The organism is Dietzia sp. IBK-p2-16D, assembly GCF_057773085.1.
The window spans coordinates 418,796-435,451 of record NZ_JBYMTL010000002.1 but is presented as its reverse complement, the minus strand read 5'-3'; the positions used below and the strand labels follow the sequence as shown (position 1 = coordinate 435,451).

14 protein-coding genes are annotated in these 16,656 nt (G+C 71.2%); 9 read left to right on the top strand and 5 right to left on the bottom strand.

The window, feature by feature from the left end; translation table 11 throughout:
* Positions 1–53 precede the first annotated feature (53 nt).
* Positions 54–1,415, top strand: a complete 1,362-nt coding sequence (locus AC3DE3_RS06410; RefSeq protein ID WP_488369391.1) for a hemolysin family protein — start codon at positions 54–56, stop codon at positions 1,413–1,415.
* The gene (locus AC3DE3_RS06405; protein WP_260485788.1) at positions 1,412–2,515 is read left to right on the top strand and encodes a hemolysin family protein; all 1,104 of its coding nucleotides are present in this window, start codon (positions 1,412–1,414) and stop codon (positions 2,513–2,515) included. The genes AC3DE3_RS06410 and AC3DE3_RS06405 overlap by 4 nt, the downstream gene beginning before the upstream one ends.
* A 57-nt stretch (positions 2,516–2,572) precedes the next feature.
* Here AC3DE3_RS06405 and AC3DE3_RS06400 read toward each other — a convergent pair whose 3' ends face one another.
* Positions 2,573–3,076, bottom strand: coding sequence for a DUF4112 domain-containing protein (locus AC3DE3_RS06400; protein WP_260485789.1), 504 nt, complete (start codon positions 3,074–3,076; stop codon positions 2,573–2,575).
* Between the two features lie 219 nt (positions 3,077–3,295).
* Between AC3DE3_RS06400 and AC3DE3_RS06395 the strand changes: the two genes are divergently transcribed.
* Genes AC3DE3_RS06395 through AC3DE3_RS06385 form a run of 3 tightly spaced genes read left to right on the top strand, consistent with a single transcriptional unit; the run spans position 3,296 to position 7,885 of the window.
* A complete protein-coding gene (locus AC3DE3_RS06395) occupies positions 3,296–5,110 on the top strand; it encodes a penicillin-binding transpeptidase domain-containing protein (protein WP_488369390.1) in 1,815 nt (604 codons plus the stop codon).
* A gap of 9 nt (positions 5,111–5,119) precedes the next feature.
* On the top strand, positions 5,120–6,037 hold the full coding sequence (locus AC3DE3_RS06390; RefSeq protein ID WP_260485791.1) for an SDR family NAD(P)-dependent oxidoreductase: 918 nt from the start codon (positions 5,120–5,122) through the stop codon (positions 6,035–6,037).
* 36 nt (positions 6,038–6,073) lie between these two features.
* Positions 6,074–7,885 carry an acyl-CoA dehydrogenase gene (locus AC3DE3_RS06385; protein ID WP_488369389.1) on the top strand — a complete coding sequence of 604 codons (1,812 nt, stop codon included), beginning with the start codon at positions 6,074–6,076 and terminating at the stop codon, positions 7,883–7,885.
* Positions 7,886–8,057: 172 nt separating this feature from the next.
* On the opposite strand, the gene AC3DE3_RS06380 is transcribed toward AC3DE3_RS06385, so the two are convergent.
* Positions 8,058–8,735, bottom strand: a complete 678-nt coding sequence (locus AC3DE3_RS06380; RefSeq protein WP_260485793.1) for a fasciclin domain-containing protein — start codon at positions 8,733–8,735, stop codon at positions 8,058–8,060.
* A 225-nt stretch (positions 8,736–8,960) separates the two neighbouring features.
* On the opposite strand from AC3DE3_RS06380, the gene AC3DE3_RS06375 reads away from it, so the two are divergent.
* The 3 genes from AC3DE3_RS06375 to AC3DE3_RS06365 all read left to right on the top strand — a co-directional run bounded on the left by AC3DE3_RS06375 (position 8,961) and on the right by AC3DE3_RS06365 (position 12,039).
* Positions 8,961–10,529 carry a molybdopterin-dependent oxidoreductase gene (locus tag AC3DE3_RS06375; protein ID WP_488369388.1) on the top strand — a complete coding sequence of 523 codons (1,569 nt, stop codon included), beginning with the start codon at positions 8,961–8,963 and terminating at the stop codon, positions 10,527–10,529.
* 74 nt (positions 10,530–10,603) lie between these two features.
* Positions 10,604–11,185, top strand: a complete 582-nt coding sequence (gene sigK, locus AC3DE3_RS06370; protein WP_260485795.1) for an ECF RNA polymerase sigma factor SigK — start codon at positions 10,604–10,606, stop codon at positions 11,183–11,185.
* Positions 11,182–12,039: an anti-sigma factor gene (locus AC3DE3_RS06365; protein WP_488369387.1), complete on the top strand. Its 858-nt coding sequence runs from the start codon at positions 11,182–11,184 to the stop codon at positions 12,037–12,039. Before sigK ends, AC3DE3_RS06365 begins: the two co-directional genes overlap by 4 nt.
* 125 nt (positions 12,040–12,164) lie before the next feature.
* Here AC3DE3_RS06365 and AC3DE3_RS06360 read toward each other — a convergent pair whose 3' ends face one another.
* Genes AC3DE3_RS06360 through AC3DE3_RS06350 form a run of 3 tightly spaced genes read right to left on the bottom strand, consistent with a single transcriptional unit; the run spans position 12,165 to position 15,938 of the window.
* The gene (locus AC3DE3_RS06360) at positions 12,165–13,439 is read right to left on the bottom strand and encodes a class I SAM-dependent methyltransferase (protein WP_488369628.1); all 1,275 of its coding nucleotides are present in this window, start codon (positions 13,437–13,439) and stop codon (positions 12,165–12,167) included.
* Between the two features lie 44 nt (positions 13,440–13,483).
* On the bottom strand, positions 13,484–14,956 hold the full coding sequence (locus AC3DE3_RS06355; protein ID WP_488369386.1) for an FAD-binding oxidoreductase: 1,473 nt from the start codon (positions 14,954–14,956) through the stop codon (positions 13,484–13,486).
* Positions 14,957–14,966: 10 nt separating this feature from the next.
* Entirely contained in the window at positions 14,967–15,938 is a 972-nt protein-coding gene (locus tag AC3DE3_RS06350; RefSeq protein WP_488369627.1) for a sterol desaturase family protein, read from the bottom strand.
* A 142-nt stretch (positions 15,939–16,080) separates the two neighbouring features.
* On the opposite strand from AC3DE3_RS06350, the gene AC3DE3_RS06345 reads away from it, so the two are divergent.
* Entirely contained in the window at positions 16,081–16,623 is a 543-nt protein-coding gene (locus AC3DE3_RS06345) for a DUF732 domain-containing protein (RefSeq protein WP_260485798.1), read from the top strand.
* Positions 16,624–16,656: the final 33 nt, after the last annotated feature.

Sequence of the window (16,656 nt, the reverse complement as noted above, 5' to 3'; positions counted from 1 at the left end):
GCCGACACCCCGGCCCGATCTATCAGCCCCCTTCATCGAAGGGGGGACACCGGATGAGCATCGCGCTCTCACTCCTGGTCGGCATCATCGTCGTCCTGGCCATCACCGCGCTCACGGGTTATTTCGTGGCGCAGGAATTCGCCTTCATGGCCGTTGATCGTTCGCGGATGGGGGCTGCTGCGGAGAAGGGCGACCCCGTCGCCGACCGCGTCCTCGGGGTCACCAAACGGACCTCGTTCATGTTGTCCGGCGCGCAGCTGGGCATCACCGTCACCACCCTGATCGTCGGTTACGTCGCCGAACCGCTCATCGGACGGGCGCTGGGCGAGCTGCTCGGCCTGGCCTCGGTGCCCCAGGCCATCGGCGTGGGCGTCGGCACGGTCCTGGCCCTGCTGTTCTCGACCATTGTTCAGATGCTCTTCGGCGAGCTCGTGCCCAAGAACCTGGCGATCGCCAAGCCGGAGCCCGTCGCCCGCTGGCTGGCACGATCGACCACGGTCTACCTGGCCCTGTTCGGCTGGCTCATCGGCCTGTTCGACAAGGCGTCCGAGGCCCTGCTCCGGGCCGTCGGCATCGAACCGGTGCACGACAAGGAACACTCCGCCACCGCCCGCGACCTCGAGCACATCGTCCACGAGTCCAGCGAGACCGGCGAGCTCTCCCCCGAGCTCAGCCGCCTGTTGGACCGCATGCTCGACTTCCCCGGGCAGCCGGCCGAGCACGCGATGATCCCGCGCTCCCGTACCGACGTGGTGCGCGGCGAGGACTCCGTCCCGGACGTGCTGTCGAAGATGGCCACCGGCCACACCCGCTACCCCGTGGTCGGCGAGGACTCCGATGACGTCATCGGGATCGTCGACCTGCACGACCTGCTGGTGATGTGCGACGACGATCGCGACACCTCCCTGACCCTGGTGTCGGAGGTCATGCGGGCCCCGATCGTCGTGCCCACGTCCCTGCCGCTGCCCGAGGTGGCCGCCCGGCTGAGCGAACAGAAGGCCGAGATGGCCGTGGTCGTCGACGAGTACGGCGGGTTCGCCGGGGTCGTGACCATGGAGGACATGGCCGAGGAGATCGTCGGGGAGATCGCCGACGAGCACGACCCGCAGGCCGCCGCCGACGTCCCGATCAGCGAGGGGCTGGGTTGGGTGCTGGGCGGCGACACCCACCTGGACGAGGTCGAGCGCCTGCTGGACATCACGCTCCCGGAGGTCGACGCCGAGACCCTCGGCGGATTGGTCGTCGAGACGCTCGGTGATCTGCCGGACGTCGGCGACCGGGTCGACATCCCGCTACCGGACACCGACATCCTGGAGGAGGTCTCGGCCGACCGCATCCTGCGGACCGAGGTCCGCCGTGTCGAGCGCCGCGTCCCCGCCGAGCTGCACATCGTGGTCGAGGAGGCCACTCGATGACCCCCACCACGACCCTGCTCGCCGCCGAGGCCCAGTCAGGACTCATGAGCAATCCCTGGGTGGTCCTGGCCGCGACCGTCCTGCTCATCGCCGCGTCCGCGTTCTTCGTGGCCGTCGAGTTCTCCCTCATCTCCGCGCGGCGCCACCGCCTGGAGGACGCCGCCGCCACCAGCAGGGCCGCCAGGGCGGCCCTGCGCAACGCCTCCGAACTCACCCTCCTGCTGGCAGGAGCGCAGCTGGGCATCACGCTCTGCGCGCTGGCGCTGGGTTCGATCACCAAGCCGGCCCTGCACCACTGGCTCACCCCGGTCTTCTCCGGCTGGGGCCTGCCGCTGTGGACCGCCGACGTCATCGCGTTCATCCTCGCGCTGATCATCGTGACGTTCCTGCACCTCGTGGTGGGCGAGATGGCCCCGAAGTCGTGGTCGATCACGCATCCCGAGTACTCGGCCACCCTGTTGGCGCTGCCGATGCGGGCGTTCCTGTGGATCACCCGGCCGCTGCTGGTCGCCCTCAACGCCATGGCCAACTCCATCCTGCACCGGCTGGGGGTGGAGTCGCGGGACGAGGTCTCCGCAGGTCAGGACGCCGACTCGTTGCGCGAGCTCGTCCGACACTCCGGCGAGGCGGGGACCCTCGACGACACCCATCAGCGCCAGCTGCTCAGCGCTCTCGAGCTCCAGGAACTCACCGTGGGCGACCTGCTCGGGGAGCGCGGGGTCGACACGCCCGCCAGGCCGGAGGAGATGTCCTCGGTCGGCGTGGACGCCACCCCGGAGGAGATCCGCGACACCGCCCGCCGCACGGGCCACCTGCGGCTGCTGGTCCTCGAGAACGAGACCGCGGTCGGCGTGGTCCACGCGCGGGATGCCATCGACGTGGAGGGGCCGGCCACCGCCCGGGAACTCATGCGGTCGAGCCTGTCGCTCGAGCACGATCTGACGGTCGCCGAAGCGTTCCGCCGGATGCGCGATGCACGGGCCCACCTCGTCGTCGTCGAGCAATCCGGCGGGCACCCGGGGACCCACGTCTCCGAGGTCCGCGGCGTCCTCACCCTGGACGACGTCGTCCGGCGCCTCCTGCCCGTCGCCTCGGGGTAGATCGGCGCAGGGTGAATCGGCGCAGGGTAGATCGACGCAGGGCAGATCAGGCCCGGGTCAGATCACTCCGATGAGCCGGATCAGGCCCCACAACGCCAGGCCGGCCATTCCGAGCAGCATGAGGAGCATGAGTCCGACGGCGCCGACCGCCCGCAGCAGGTAACCGCGGGCGTCGGCGTCGACGCGCTTGCCGTCGGCGATGGTGCGGTCGACCAGCCGCAGGTTCTTGGACGTGGCCTTGTGGGCGGCGTCGGCCACGTCCCCGACGAAGGGGATCAGCCCGAGCGCCGCGTCGACCAGGTAGTTCCAGCCCATCCGGAAGAGGATCCGCACGGGCACCCTGTTGCGCACCGCCTCGGCGAACACGGCCGCCGCGAACACCGTGCCCACCGCGTCGCCGACCACCGGGACCAGCCCGATCACCGGGTCCAGACCCACGCGGTGGCGGGTGCCGGGGATGCGGACGAGGTCGTCGAGCACGCGCGCGAGCCCGGTGGTGATCGGCGACGCTCCCGTGCGTCCGGCGGGTACCGGGGCGGGCCCGGGGCGGTCGGGTTTCACGGCCCCGAGCCTACGGCCCGGGCGGGTCGTCGCCACCGTGACCGGGCCCGGGACAGTGCGTGTGGGCGGACCCGGAGCGCTCCCTGTGCGCCCGGGCCAGGGATCTGGTTTCGTTGAGAGATGACGCCCACGCCCCTCCGTCAGCCGTCTCCCCGCCCACTGCGGCCCCATCGCGGGATCCGCACATCCCGGCGCCGGAATCGTCGCGCCGGAGGCCTCGTGGCGGCGGCCCTCGCCGTCGTCGTGGTGGGGTCGGGGTGCGCCGCCCTCACCGGTGACACCGGTGCCGACGAGGTGGACCAGTTCCTGGCCGCACTCACCCGCGGCGACGTGGCGGCCGCGGCCGCGCTGACCACCGACCCGGCCGCCGCGGAGGAGACCATCATCGCGAGCGTCGAGGGGATGGGGCTGCCCGGGATCTCCGCGGCCACCACCGGCGACGACGGGCGTCCCGACCGCGACCCTGTGACGGTGGAGATCACGTGGGACATGGGCACCGCCGGTGGCGACCGGGACGAGCCGGCCGACGCCGGCACGCGCAGCGTGACCACCCGCGGCGAGGTGCGGACGACCGAGGTGGGCGACCAGTGGAAGGTGCAGTGGGCGCCGACGGTGCTCGACACCCGGCTGGCGGAGGGGGGTCGGCTCACGTTCGCCGAGGAACTCGACTGGGACACCGACATCGTCGACCGGACCGGCGAGCCGCTCATGCAGTGGACGCCCGTCACGGCGGTGACGCTCGCACCGGACGCGGTCGGCTCGGCGGATGCTGTCGCCGCACTGGTGAGCGGGGCCGCACCGACGATCACCGGGCAGACGATCCGAGACGGGATGGCCGAGGCCGGCGACCAGCCGTACCAGGTCGTGGCGCTGCGCCCGGCGGACGCCGACCCGATCCGCGACCAGCTCGCCGCGGTACCCGGTGTGAGCCTGCCCGAGCAGGGCCAGCTCATCCGCACCGACCGCGACCTGGACTCCCCCGCTCTCGACGGCCTGCCGAACGCCTGGACCGAGGCGCTGCAGGCGGAGGGTGGCTGGTCGGCGCAGATCGTCAACCCCGGCGCCGAGCCGATCGAGCTCGGCGGCGCCCCGGCCGGGGACGTCGACGACCTGGTCTCGACGGTCCAGATCTCGATGCAACGCGAGGCGCAGCGGGCCGTCGACGGCAGCGGGTTGGCCGCGTCGATCGTGGCGATCCAGCCCTCGACCGGCGGCGTACTGGCGGTGGCCCAGAACTCCGCCGCCGACCGGCAGGGACCGGTGTCCCTCGAGGGCCGCTTCCCGCCGGGGTCCACGTTCAAGGTGGTCACCACCGCCGCCGCGCTCTCCGCCGGGGTCGTGGGCCCGGACGAGATCGTGCCGTGCCCGGCGTCGGTCACCGTCTCGGGCCGGACGATCCCCAACGACGACGACTTCGAGCTGGGCCCCGTCCCCATGGAGACGGCCTTCGCCCGCTCGTGCAACACCACCCAGGCCGTCATCAGCGACCGCCTGGAACCCGGGGCGATGAAGGACACCGCCGCCAGGCTGGGCCTCGGCGTCGGGTTCTTCACCCCGGGACTGAGCACCTACACCGGTGAGGTGCCCGTCACCGAGCAGGGCCCGGGTCGGGTCGAGGCGTCGATCGGGCAGGGCGAGGTACTGGCCAGCCCGTTCGGCATGGCGGTGATGACGGCCTCGCTCGCGAACGGAGGCCGGATGATCCTGCCGCAGCTCATCGACGGGATGCCCGCGGTCGCCGACGACTCCCCTGAGCCGCTCGACCCGGCCGTGGTCGACACCCTGCGCCGCTACATGGTGCAGACCGTGCAGTCGGGCACCGCGACGGCCGCGAGGTCCGTGCCCGGACTCGGCGGCAAGACCGGCACCGCCGAGGTGGGCAGCGGGCCATCGCACGGCTGGTTCGTGGGCTTCACAGGGGACATCGCGGTGGCGGTTCTCATCGAGGGCGCCGACTCCTCCGGCCCGGCGGTGGAGATGGCCGCCGACTTCCTCGGGGGTGTCGGACAACCGGCACCGCTGGCCGCTCGGTAGTTTCAGCACATGCGCCTGCCCAAGGTCACCCTGCCCGATCTCCCCCTGTCGGCCCTGCCGCTGCCCGGCCTGGACCGGCTGCCGTTCGCGTCGTCGTCGCCGTCCCCCGCCGACACCCACCGACGCGTCCTGGTCACCGGAGGCGCCTCCGGCCTCGGCCTGGCCCTGGCGACGGCGTTCCTCGAGCGCGGTGACCGGGTGATCGTCGCCGACCTCGCCCCCACCGACGACCGCCCCGACTCCGTGCCCGCCGACGCCCACTACCTGCGGCTCGACGTGCGCTCGGAGGACGAGTGGCAGGCCGCCCGCGCCGAGGTCGAGAAGATCTGGGGCGGCCTGGACGTGCTGGTCAACAACGCCGGCATCGCCCAGGGCGGCCGCATCGAGATGCTCACCGAGGACGACTGGCGGCAGATCGTCGACATCAACCTGCTCGGCGTCGCCCGAGGATGCCGCACCTTCGTCCCGATGTTCAAGACGCAGGGCAGCGGGCACCTGGTGAACACCGCCTCGCTCGCCGGTCTCGTCCACCCGCCCACCATGTCCTCCTACACGGCGGTCAAGGCGGCGGTCGTGGCGATCTCCGAGAGCCTGCGGTGGGAACTCGAGCCGTTCGGCGTGGACGTGTCGGTGCTGTGCCCGTCCTTCTTCCGCACCAACCTCGCCTCGAGCCTCAACGCCTCCGACCCCGCCGCCAGCGGGTTCGCGAGCAAGCTCATCGATCGTTCCGAGCGGGGCGCCGACGAGATCGCCGCCGAGGTGATGACGGGCCTGGACGCCAAGCAGTTCCTCATCCTCCCCGACCCCGACGCCCGGAAGTCCTACCGCGCCAAGCGGTTCCTGCCCGCCGCCTACGCCAAGACCATGCTCGGGATGGGCCAGAAGTTCGCCCGCGCCACCGGCGGGACGGGCGCGACGGGCGCGTGAACACCGGGAGCGGCGCGCGCTAGTACCCTGCGGGGCATGACCCCCTCGCACCTGCTTTCCCGCGCCGACCTCGACTTCCTCCTGCACGACTGGCTCCGCGTGGCCGAACTGTGCGACCGGGAGCGGTACGCGGAGCACTCGCGCGAGACGATCGACTCCGTGGTGGACCTGTCCGCCGAGCTGGCCGAGAAGTACTTCGCGCCCCACTTCCGCAAGGCCGACCTCACCGAGCCCCGGTTGGTCGGCGAGGAGGTGGAACTCATCCCCGAGATCGGCGAGGCGCTGGCGAAGTTCGCCGAGGCCGACCTCGTGGGCGCGGCGATGGACGAGCGGGTCGGCGGGATGCAGCTGCCCTACACCGCCTACCTGGCGTGCATGGCCTGGTTCTACGCCGCGAACATCTCCACCGCGGCCTACCCGCTGCTCACCACCGGCAACGCGAACCTGCTCATCGAACACGGCTCCGACGAGCAGATCGAGCGGTACGTCAAGCCGATGATCGAGGGCCGCTTCACCGGGACGATGTGCCTGTCCGAGCCGCAGGCCGGGTCCAACCTCGCCGACATCACCACCAGGGCCGAGCCGCAGCCCGACGGCACGTACCGACTGTTCGGACAGAAGATGTGGATCTCCGGCGGCGAGCACCAGATGGCCGAGAACATCGTGCACCTGGTCCTGGCGAAGGTCCCCGGGTCCCCCGCGGGCACCCGCGGCATCAGCCTGTTCGTGGTGCCGAAGTTCCTGGTCTCCGACGACGGCACGATCGGCGAGCGCAACGACATCGTCATCACCGGCCTCAACCACAAGATGGGCTTCCGCGGCACGGTCAACACCATGCCCACGCTCGGCCAGGGCATGCACACGCCCGGCGGACGGGCGGGCGCGGTCGGGTACCTCGTCGGCGAGGAGAACACCGGCCTCAAGAAGATGTTCACCATGATGAACGAGGCCCGCCTCGGCGTGGGCCTCGGCGCGACCGCCATCGGCTACACCGGGTACCTCAAGTCGCTGGACTACGCCCGGAACCGGCCCCAGGGCCGGCAGGTCGGGGCGGACCCGTCGTCGCCACAGGTCATGCTCACCGGCCACGCGGACGTGCGCCGCATGCTGCTGGCGCAGAAATCGTACGTGGAGGGCGCCCTCGCCCTGGGGCTGTACTGCGCGCGACTGGTCGACGACGAGAAGACCGGATCCCCGGAGGAGTCGGCGGCCGCGAAGATGCTGCTCGACGTCCTCACCCCGATCGCCAAGTCGTGGCCCTCGCAGTGGTGCCTCAAGGCCAACGAGCTCGCGGTGCAGGTGCTCGGCGGGGCCGGGTACACCATCGACTACGACGTGGAACAGCACTACCGCGACAACCGTCTCAACCCGATCCACGAGGGCACGCACGGCATCCAGGGCCAGGACCTGCTGGGACGCAAGGTCATGGCCGGCGGCGGCGCCGGGCTGGCCGCGCTCACCGGACGCATCACTCAGGCGTGTGACCGGGCCGCCGCGGCGGGCGGGCCCGCCGCGGACATGGCCGCCGCACTACGTCCGCGTGTCACCCGCCTCATCGAGGTCACCACCATGCTCGCGGAGGTGGGCGCCACGTATCCGGTGGCGTTCCTCGCCGACGCGTCCGAATACCTCGAGGCCGCGGGGCACGTGGTGATCGCCTGGATCTGGGTCGAGCAGGTGATGGCACTGGGCGCGCGCACCGGTGACGAGGACGACGCCTTCGCCTCGGGCAAGCTCAAGGCCGCGGAGTACTTCCTGCGCCGCGAACTGCCGATCGTGGACGCGAAGTTCGACCTGCTGGCCGCGGCGGACCGGACGACCTTGGACATGCGCGACGACTGGTTCTGACCCCGCGGCGGCCAGAACTCGCTGCGGCCCGGACGGGCAGCCCTCAAGGCCCGGGCCGCCATACGACGAGGCCCGGGCCGGCGCTCTCGCGTCGGCCCGGGCCTCGTCTCGTCTCGTCGACCTCACCGGATGGGCGGGAGTTCAGGGCACCCGTCCGCGGCGATCGATCAGATCACTCCTCGGGGATGAGGACCTGGTCGATGAGGTAGACGGTGGCGTTGGCGGTCTCGACGCCACCGCAGACCACGTTGGCACCGTTGACCATGAGCTCGTCCCCGGAACCGGTCACGTCGACGTCAGCACCGTTGAGCGTGGTCTGCATCCCGGCGATCTCGTCGGGCGTGATCTGGCCCTCCACGACGTGGTAGGTCAGGATGCCGGTGAGCAGGTCGGCGTCGGTCTTGAGCGCCTCCATGGTCGCGTCGTCGATCTGCGCGAACGCGTCATCGACGGGGGCGAAGACGGTGTACTCGCCGTTGTTGAGGGTGTCGACGAGGTTGACGTCCGGGTTGACCCCGCCGGACACGGCGGCGGTGAGGGTCGTCAGGAGCGGGTTGTTGGAGGCGGCCGTGGCGACCGGCTCCATCGCCATGCCGTCGACCGAGCCCGGGCCCTCCGGGTTGGCCTCGGCGTAGTCCGCGCAACCGGGGCCGACGAGCATGCCGGCCGGCTCGGCCGCCATGGACGAGGTCTCGGAGGAGGCGGTGGTGCTCATCATGGAGCTGGCGGTGCCCTCGGCGGTGGTCTCGGTGTCGCTTCCGTCATCGGTCGAGCAGCCGGCGAGGACGAGTCCGGAGACCGCGGCGGCTGCGGCGATCGAGGCGACGCGGCGGGAGATCGTGATGCCCATTGTGCTGTCCTTTCGGTGGAGCCCCTGTGGTGTGGGGCTCTGTGCGGTGGGTCACCAGTGCTTCGCCGCACCCCGCGATCCGGATGGGTCCGGCCCGGAATTTTTTTCGAGCCGCCGGCCGCAGCCGTCTGCCGCCGCCCGTCACGATGGCGTCTCGCGGGCACAGATACTGACCGTGCAGACCCGCCGGGCCGTCCGATCGGGCACCGGCTCCGAATCAAGGACGTGAACACTCCACAACCCCGATCGCGCCACGCGGCCAGAGCCGGAGCGGGCCTCCTCGCCACCGGCCTCGCCGTCGCGGTGGGTCATGCCGTCGCCGGAGTCGTGGCCCCCGGGTCGTCACCGTTCCTCGCGGTGGCCGACTCTGTGGTCGACCGCGCGCCGGCGGCCGTGCGCGAGGTGACCATCGACGCCCTCGGCACCGCTGACAAGCCCGCGCTCATGGCCGGGCTGGCCGCGATCCTCGTCGTGACGGGCGTGGTGGTGGGCCTCGTCGAGCGCCGGGGGCGTCCCGCCGGCACGATCGTGCTCGTCCTCTTCGGACTCATCGGGACCGTCGCGGCGGTGTCCCGGCCGACAGCGGGACCGCTGTGGGCGCTCCCGACGGTGGCCGGCACCGTCGTCGCCGTCCTCGCGCTGCGGGCGATGATCGGCGCCCTGTTCCCCGCGGCGGATGAGGACGCCGCCCGGGGGACGGGGACGCGGCGTGGCCCCGACCGCCGACGCTTCCTCATCCTGGCCGGGTCCGCCGCTGCCGTCATGGTGGCGGCCGGGACCACGGGGATCGCCCTGACCCGCCGCGCCGCCGAGGCGGTGGCCGAGCGGACAGGGCTTCGCCTCCCCCGTGTCCTCGCCCGCAACGCGGCACCGGCCGTCCCGCCGGGAGTCGCTCCGGACGTGCCCGGCGTGACCCCGTTCCTCACCGACAACGACGAGTTCTACCGCATCGACACCGCGCTGCGTGTCCCCTCGCTGAGCACCTCCGACTGGCGGCTGCGCATCCACGGGATGGTGGAGCGCGAGATCGAGCTCGACTGGCAGTCGCTGGTCGAGCGCGAGGCCCGGGAGCGGATCGTCACCATGACCTGCGTGTCCAACGAGGTCGGGGGCGACCTGGTCGGTACCGCGAGCTGGACCGGTTTCTCCATCGCTGACCTGCTGGCCGAGGCCGGGCCGCTGCCCGGGGCCGACATGCTGCTGTCGACGTCAGTCGACGGTTGGACCGCCGGCACCCCTCTGGACGCCCTGACCGACGGGCGTGACGCCCTGTTGGCGGTGGGGATGAACGGTGAACCGCTGCCCTTCGAACACGGGTACCCGGTCCGGCAGATCGTCCCCGGGCTCTACGGGTACGTCTCGGCGACCAAGTGGGTCGTGGACTGGGAGGTCACGCGCTTCGACCGGGCCAGTGCGTACTGGACGGACCGTGGCTGGGCCGAGAAGGGCCCGATCCGGACGGCCAGCCGCATCGACCGCCCCGCGCCGCTCGCCGAGTTGCCGCCCGGACCGGTCGTGGTGGCGGGCACCGCGTGGGCACAGCGTCGTGGCGTCGAGCGGGTCGAGGTCCGGGTCGACGACGGCCCGTGGCGCGATGCCCGTCTGGCAGAGGAGTACTCGGCCGACACCTGGCGGATGTGGTCGTGGACCTGGGACGCCGAACCCGGCCTGCACACCCTCCACGTCCGGGCGACGGACTCGACCGGCCGGGTGCAGCCCGAGGAACGCCGGGCCCCCGTCCCGAGCGGCGCCACCGGATGGCACAGCCGGACGTTCCGGGTGGTGGCGGCATGACCCTCATGGATCTCCGCAGACCGGGGACACGACCGTCACGCGACCCGGAGCTGATTGGCCCTAGACTGGGGACCGTGTCCGAGCCAGTTGCCCCGCCACTGACCGACCCGGGGCGCCTGCTCGAGCTCGCCGCTTCCGGCGACCTCCAGGCCTTCGGTCGCTTCTACGACCTCATGTCCCCGCGCGTCTACGGCCTGGCCCTGCGAGTCCTGCGGGACCCGGGCTACGCCGAGGAGACCGTGCAGGAGGTCTTCCTCCAGGTCTGGAAGCAGGCATCCGACTACCGGCCCAGCCTCGGATCGGTGCAGTCCTGGGTGCTGACCATCACGCACCGTCGGGCGGTGGACCGGGTCCGTTCGGAGACCTCCGCCGCCCGGCGGGACGAGGTCGACGCCGCGGCGGACATCACCCAGTCCGGCGACATCGCGGAGCAGGTCACCGAACAGATCTCCCGCGACGAGAACGCCGCGGAGGTCCGCAGATGCCTGGGAACCCTCACGGACAACCAGCGCGAATCCATCGAGATGGCCTATTTCTCCGGCCAGACCTACCGCGAGGTCGCCGACCAGCTCGGCACCGCGCTACCCACCATCAAATCGCGAATACGCGACGGACTCCGTCGCCTGAAGAACTGCCTGGGAGGTGAGCTGTCATGAGCATTCGACACCACGATCACCCGTCGACCGACGACAGCGTCCGTCCCGAGGACCTCGACCTCTATGCCCTGGACGCCCTGACCGAGCACGAGGCCGAGGCCGTCGAGATGGCGCTGGTCGCCGCGTCGCCCGAGGACAAGTCGTCGATGCTGGCGCACATCGCGTCGACGCGCGAGGTCGTGGCGGGCATCGTCGCCGACGCCGGTCTCGACACGGCGCCCCCGCCACATCTGCGGGAACGCGTCCTCGAGCTGGCCGCGGCCGACAGCCAGGAGGCCCCCACCCCGCCCACCGGCACCGGCGACGCCGACCGGGGTGAACCACGCGGGGGCGCCGACGTCGTGGACCTCAGCCGCGAGCGCGAGCGGAGGCGGCCCGGCCCGCTGTCGTTCCTGGCGGCCGCGGCGGCTGCCGTGGTGCTGGTCGCCGGTGGCGTGACCATCGGCCGCATCACCGACGGCGCGGGGGCCGAGAACTCGGTGCCCGTCGCGGCCCCGCCGTCCATGCCCGGCAAGGTCACCTCGCTGCTGGCGGCCGAAGACCTCGCTGTGGTCCGCGGCCAGGTCGGTGGGGCCGGTACCGCCACCGTCCTGGCGTCCAAGACGGCGGACATGGCGGTCATCTCGATGACCGATCTGCCCGAGCCGGCCACGGGACGCGCCTATCAGCTGTGGCTGATGGGTGACCACGAGCCCATCTCGGCGGGGACGATGGAGGCTGGCCAGGTCGGCCCGTCGCCCTCGGCGCAGATCGCCGGCATCCGGAACTCGGAGCAGATCGGCATCACCGAGGAGCCCGCGGGAGGATCGCCGGCGCCGACCGGGCAGGTCCTGCTGGCCCTCGACATCGACTGATCCGGCGGTCCGGCTGCGCAGGCGATGCCCGCGCGGGCGTCCTGTCTCGTCGAGAAGAGCGTTTCGCACATCGCCACTCGGTGGATGCGGGCGAAACGGTCTTATCGACGAGTGCGTCCTGTCGCTCAGGCCTGCCACCACTGACGTAGCGGAACGTCCCACGTCATGGAGTCGGTCAGACGAACGGCGAGGATCTGGTGCAGCTGGATCTTGTTGTGCTCGAACCCGTATTGGCAGGCGCCCATGTACAGTCCCCACAGCTTGGCCATGGGCTCGCCGACCTCCTCCACGGCCTCGTCCCAGTGCTCGACCAGGTTGGCGCACCAGTCCCGCAGGGTGAACGCGTAGTGCTGGCGCAGGTTCTCCTCGTGCACCACCTCGAAGCCCACGTTCTCGGCCTCCAGGTGCACGGTCCCGGCGCCGGCCAGCTCACCGTCGGGAAAGATGTACCGGTCGATGAACTGGCCCGCCTTGACCGTGCGCGAATTGTCCGGCCGGGTGATGCAGTGGTTGAGCAGGCGTCCGCCGGGCCGGAGATAGTTGTGCAGCCGGGCGAAGTAGTCGTGGTAGTTCTTGCGCCCGATGTGCTCGGTGATGCCGATGGAGCTGATGGCGTCGAAGTCGCGTTCGGGCACGTCCCGGTAGTCCTGCAGGCGGATCTGCGCCAGGTCACTCAGTCCGTCGGCCTCGATGGCGGCCTGCCCCCACTCGACCTGTTCCTTGGACAGGGTCACGCCGATCACGCGCACGCCCCGCGCGGCCGCGTAGCGAACCATGCCACCCCAGCCACATCCCACGTCGAGGAGCCGGTCGCCGGCCTCGAGACCCAGCTTGTCGAACACCAGGCGGTACTTGTTCTCCTGCGCCGTCTCCAGCGAGGCCTCGGCGTCCGGGTAGCAGGCGCACGTGTACGTCATCGACGGGCCGAGGATCCACCGGTAGAAGCGGTTCGACACGTCGTAGTGGTAGCTGACGACCTCGGAGTCCCGTTCCTTGGAATGCCGCCGCATCCCCGACACCACCCGCTTCCACGCCGGCCTGACCTCCATGGGCGGAGTGGGCAGGAACCTGACGTTCTCCGTGCCCACCGCGCGGGCGATACGGGCGAGGGTCCGCACGTCGGGAGTGCGGGTCATGTCCTTGCGGAACACCTCGAGCGCGCCGAACACGTCGTGGGGCGCCCCGGGGTGGACGCCGTCCATGACGAGGTCACCCATGAGGTAGGCGCGCGCCAGCCCGAGGTCGCCGGGGGCGGTGACGAAGTACTGGAGCGCACGCTCGCTCGTCAGGCGGAGGACCAGCGCACTGTCGGCGGGGCCGATCGAGGAACCGTCGTACGCCTCGATCCGCAGGGGTGGCTCACCGGTGGCGAAGGCGCCGATGATCTCGCCGATCGTCATCTTGTCCGCGCCCGCGGGTCCCGCGGTTCCTGTGCTCTTCGTGGTCACCGTGCACCCACCGCCTTGTCATAGAGGGTCGCGAACCGGCCCCCGGGATCGAATTCCGTCTTGAGCCTGCCCGCGTGGTCACCGCCGTAGAGCTGGGCGAACTCCTCGCGGGAGTAGAAGACCTCCGAGTACAGCGACTTGTGTCCACCGAGGCGGGAGACCTCCTCCTCGATGCGTCGGTTCCACGCCCCCTCGGCCATGCCGGGTTCGACGGGCGCCGAGGACCAGAACCCGATGTTGACGTAGGTGGTCTCCGGGGCCAGCGGGTACAGCGGCCACGGCCGGTCGGAGCCGGGTCCGCCGCCCACGCCGGGCGAGGGGCTGGATTCGCGCAGCCGCAGCGGACAGATCCACAGCGGTTCGATGGGCACCTCGCGCAGGAACCACTCGAGGAACTCGGCGGTGTGGTCGATGGTGACCTCGACGTCCTGCACCACCCGCTCGCGCGGGCCCTCGCCCTTGAGCGCGCCGATCCTGTTGCCCAGGTCGTACTTGTGGTCCAGCCCGATGATCTTCCAGTAGGTCGAGGACCGCAACAGCTGCTGCGGCCAGAACCTGCGGATGCGCGGGTTCTGCACGCCGAACGCCCGCGAGCACCAGAACCAGTCGGTGTCCCATCGCCACAGGTAGTCGCGGATGGTCAGGCGGTCACGCCGCACCGAGCCGGCGGGACCTCCGTGCTGAATCGAGCGATAGAAGACAGCCTGCTTGTCGGCCACACCGGAGTAGTCCGAGACTGGCCCGGGTTCGTCGGACCGCCGCCCCAGACACAGGTACGACTCGTCGGCCGAGAACACGACCCCGTCGAGGAAATCGACATCCTCGTCGTCGTACCGCTTCTCCTCGCTGATCCGCGCCAACGCCGACTCGAGCGCGGTGAGGGAGTCGAACCGCACGTGGCGCAGTTCCACGAAGCGCCCCACCGGTTCGAGCGCGATCCGCAGCCGTACCGCGTAGCCGAGCGAGCCGTACGAGTTGGGGAAACCACGGAAGAGCGCGCGCTGCCGCTCGGTGCCGTCGGGGCGGGCGGTGACGATCTCGCCGGTGCCGGTGAGCACGTCCATCTCGAGCACGGACTCGTGCGGTAGGCCGAGGCGGAACGAGGAGGACTCGATGCCCAGCCCGGTGACCGCGCCGCCGAGGGTGATGGTCTTGAGCTGCGGCACCACATACGGCATGAGCCCGTACGGCAGGGTCGCATCGACCAGATCCTCGTAGGTGCACATGCCCTGGACGTCGGCGGTGCGGGCGTCCGGGTCGACGGAGATGACGCGCGTGAGACCGGAGGTGTCGAGACCGGGCGACGACGACGAGGCGCGCGGCCGGAACAGGTTGGACGTGCGCTTGGCCAGCCGAACCGGCTCGCCTGCGGGCACGGCCCGGAAGCTCTCCAGCAGCCTCCGCACGCCGTCGTCGTGCCGGGTGGCTCCCACGACGAGTGGGTCGGCGAGACGAACGGCGTTTCCCATGCGCCCCACCCTAGTGCGGCCCGGGCACCCCCGCGGATGTTCCGGAGGCGGGCGCCGCCGACGATGTTGACGCCGCCGTGCCCGCTCCCGCCACCGATGCTCCGGCCGTCGGCCTCCACCCCGGCGGGCCGAACGCGTACCCGAGCCGCTCGCGCCAGGTCGTCGCGTCGCGGACGTCCCGCCAGATGGCGACGTACTCGTGCAGCTGGAGCCAGAACGGGTTGTGCGAGTTCACCGGTGTGGTGAGCCCGTAGGTGGGCCGATGTGTCTCGGGACGGAAGGTGCCGAACAGGCGGTCCCAGATGATGAGGATCCCGCCGTAGTTCCGGTCGAGGTACTCGGAGTCGCTGCCGTGATGCACGCGGTGGTGCGAGGGGGTGTTGAACAGGAACTCGATCGGCGCGGGGAGACGACCGACCCGCTCGGTGTGCACGAAGAACTGATAGATGAGCGAGACGGAGAAGCCGGTGAAGACCATCCACGGCGGCACCCCCAACAACGGCAGGGGGAGCCACGCGACGATCTCCCCGGAGTTGTTCCACTTCTGGCGCAGGGCGGTGGCGAAGTTGTAGTACTCGCTCGAATGGTGGGCCTGGTGCGTGGCCCAGACCACCCGGATCCGGTGGGCACCGCGGTGGTACCAGTAGTAGAGGAAGTCCGTCCCGACGATCGCGAGCACCCAGGTGTACCAGGCGTTCGACGGCAGGTGCCACGGCGCGAGATACACCCACACCGCCGCGTAGATCACCAGACCGATCAGTTTGCCGACCAGCCAGAACAGCTGCGAACTCGCGCCCATGACGAGCGAGGTGACGGCGTCGCGGGGCTGGTAGCCGCCCGGTTCACGCGCCTCCAGCACCCGCGCCGAGACCCACTCGATGGCGACGAACGCGATGAAGACCGGGAACGCCAGCAGCACCGGCTCGTGCAACGGATCCGCCAGCGCCCCCAGTGCCCGCCCCAGCGACTCGCCGTACCCCATCTCGTCCACGTCTCGATTGTGACACCACTCACAGACATTCCGGCAATCCCGCCCGAGGGGGCCTCGCCCGTGTCGTACCCTCTCGGCATCACCGGCACCCGCGTGCAGGTGTCGCACAGCCGACGTCAGAGGAGGACCCGCCGTGGCCGTCACACCCCGGTCCGCACGCTCCACCCGTTCCCGCGCTCTCGCCGCCGCCTCCGGCCTCGCCGCCCTGGCCCTGACCCTGGGGGCCTGCGGCGAGGAGGGCAGTGCCGAGCAGGCGGTCGGAGAGGCCACCAGCGCGGTGGGATCCGTTGCCGCCGAGGCCACGTCGGCGGTGGGCGACGCGACGAACAACGACGGCGAGGGTGGCGAGGGAGCCACGACCGGCAACGGCCCCCGGCCCGAGGCGTCCGAGGAGGGCCGGAGCGAGAGCCCGAACCCGGACGAGGAGTTCCTGAACGACATCCGGCGCGTGGGCGTCGATGTCCCGGACGAGCAGGACTACCTCACCCGCGGCCGCGACGCGTGTGCCTCCCTCGACGGCGGCACCGGCTACGTCGACGTCCTCCGGCAGTACAACGACGCCCATCCCGACGCCCCGGTCACCGAGGCGCCGGCCGTGGTGACGGCCGCGGTCAAGGCACTCTGCTCGCAGCACCTGCCGCTCGTCGGCGAGGACGCCGGGGGCGGCGGCGCCTAGGCCCCGGCCCCGGTGGGTGCCGGCCGGGTCGGC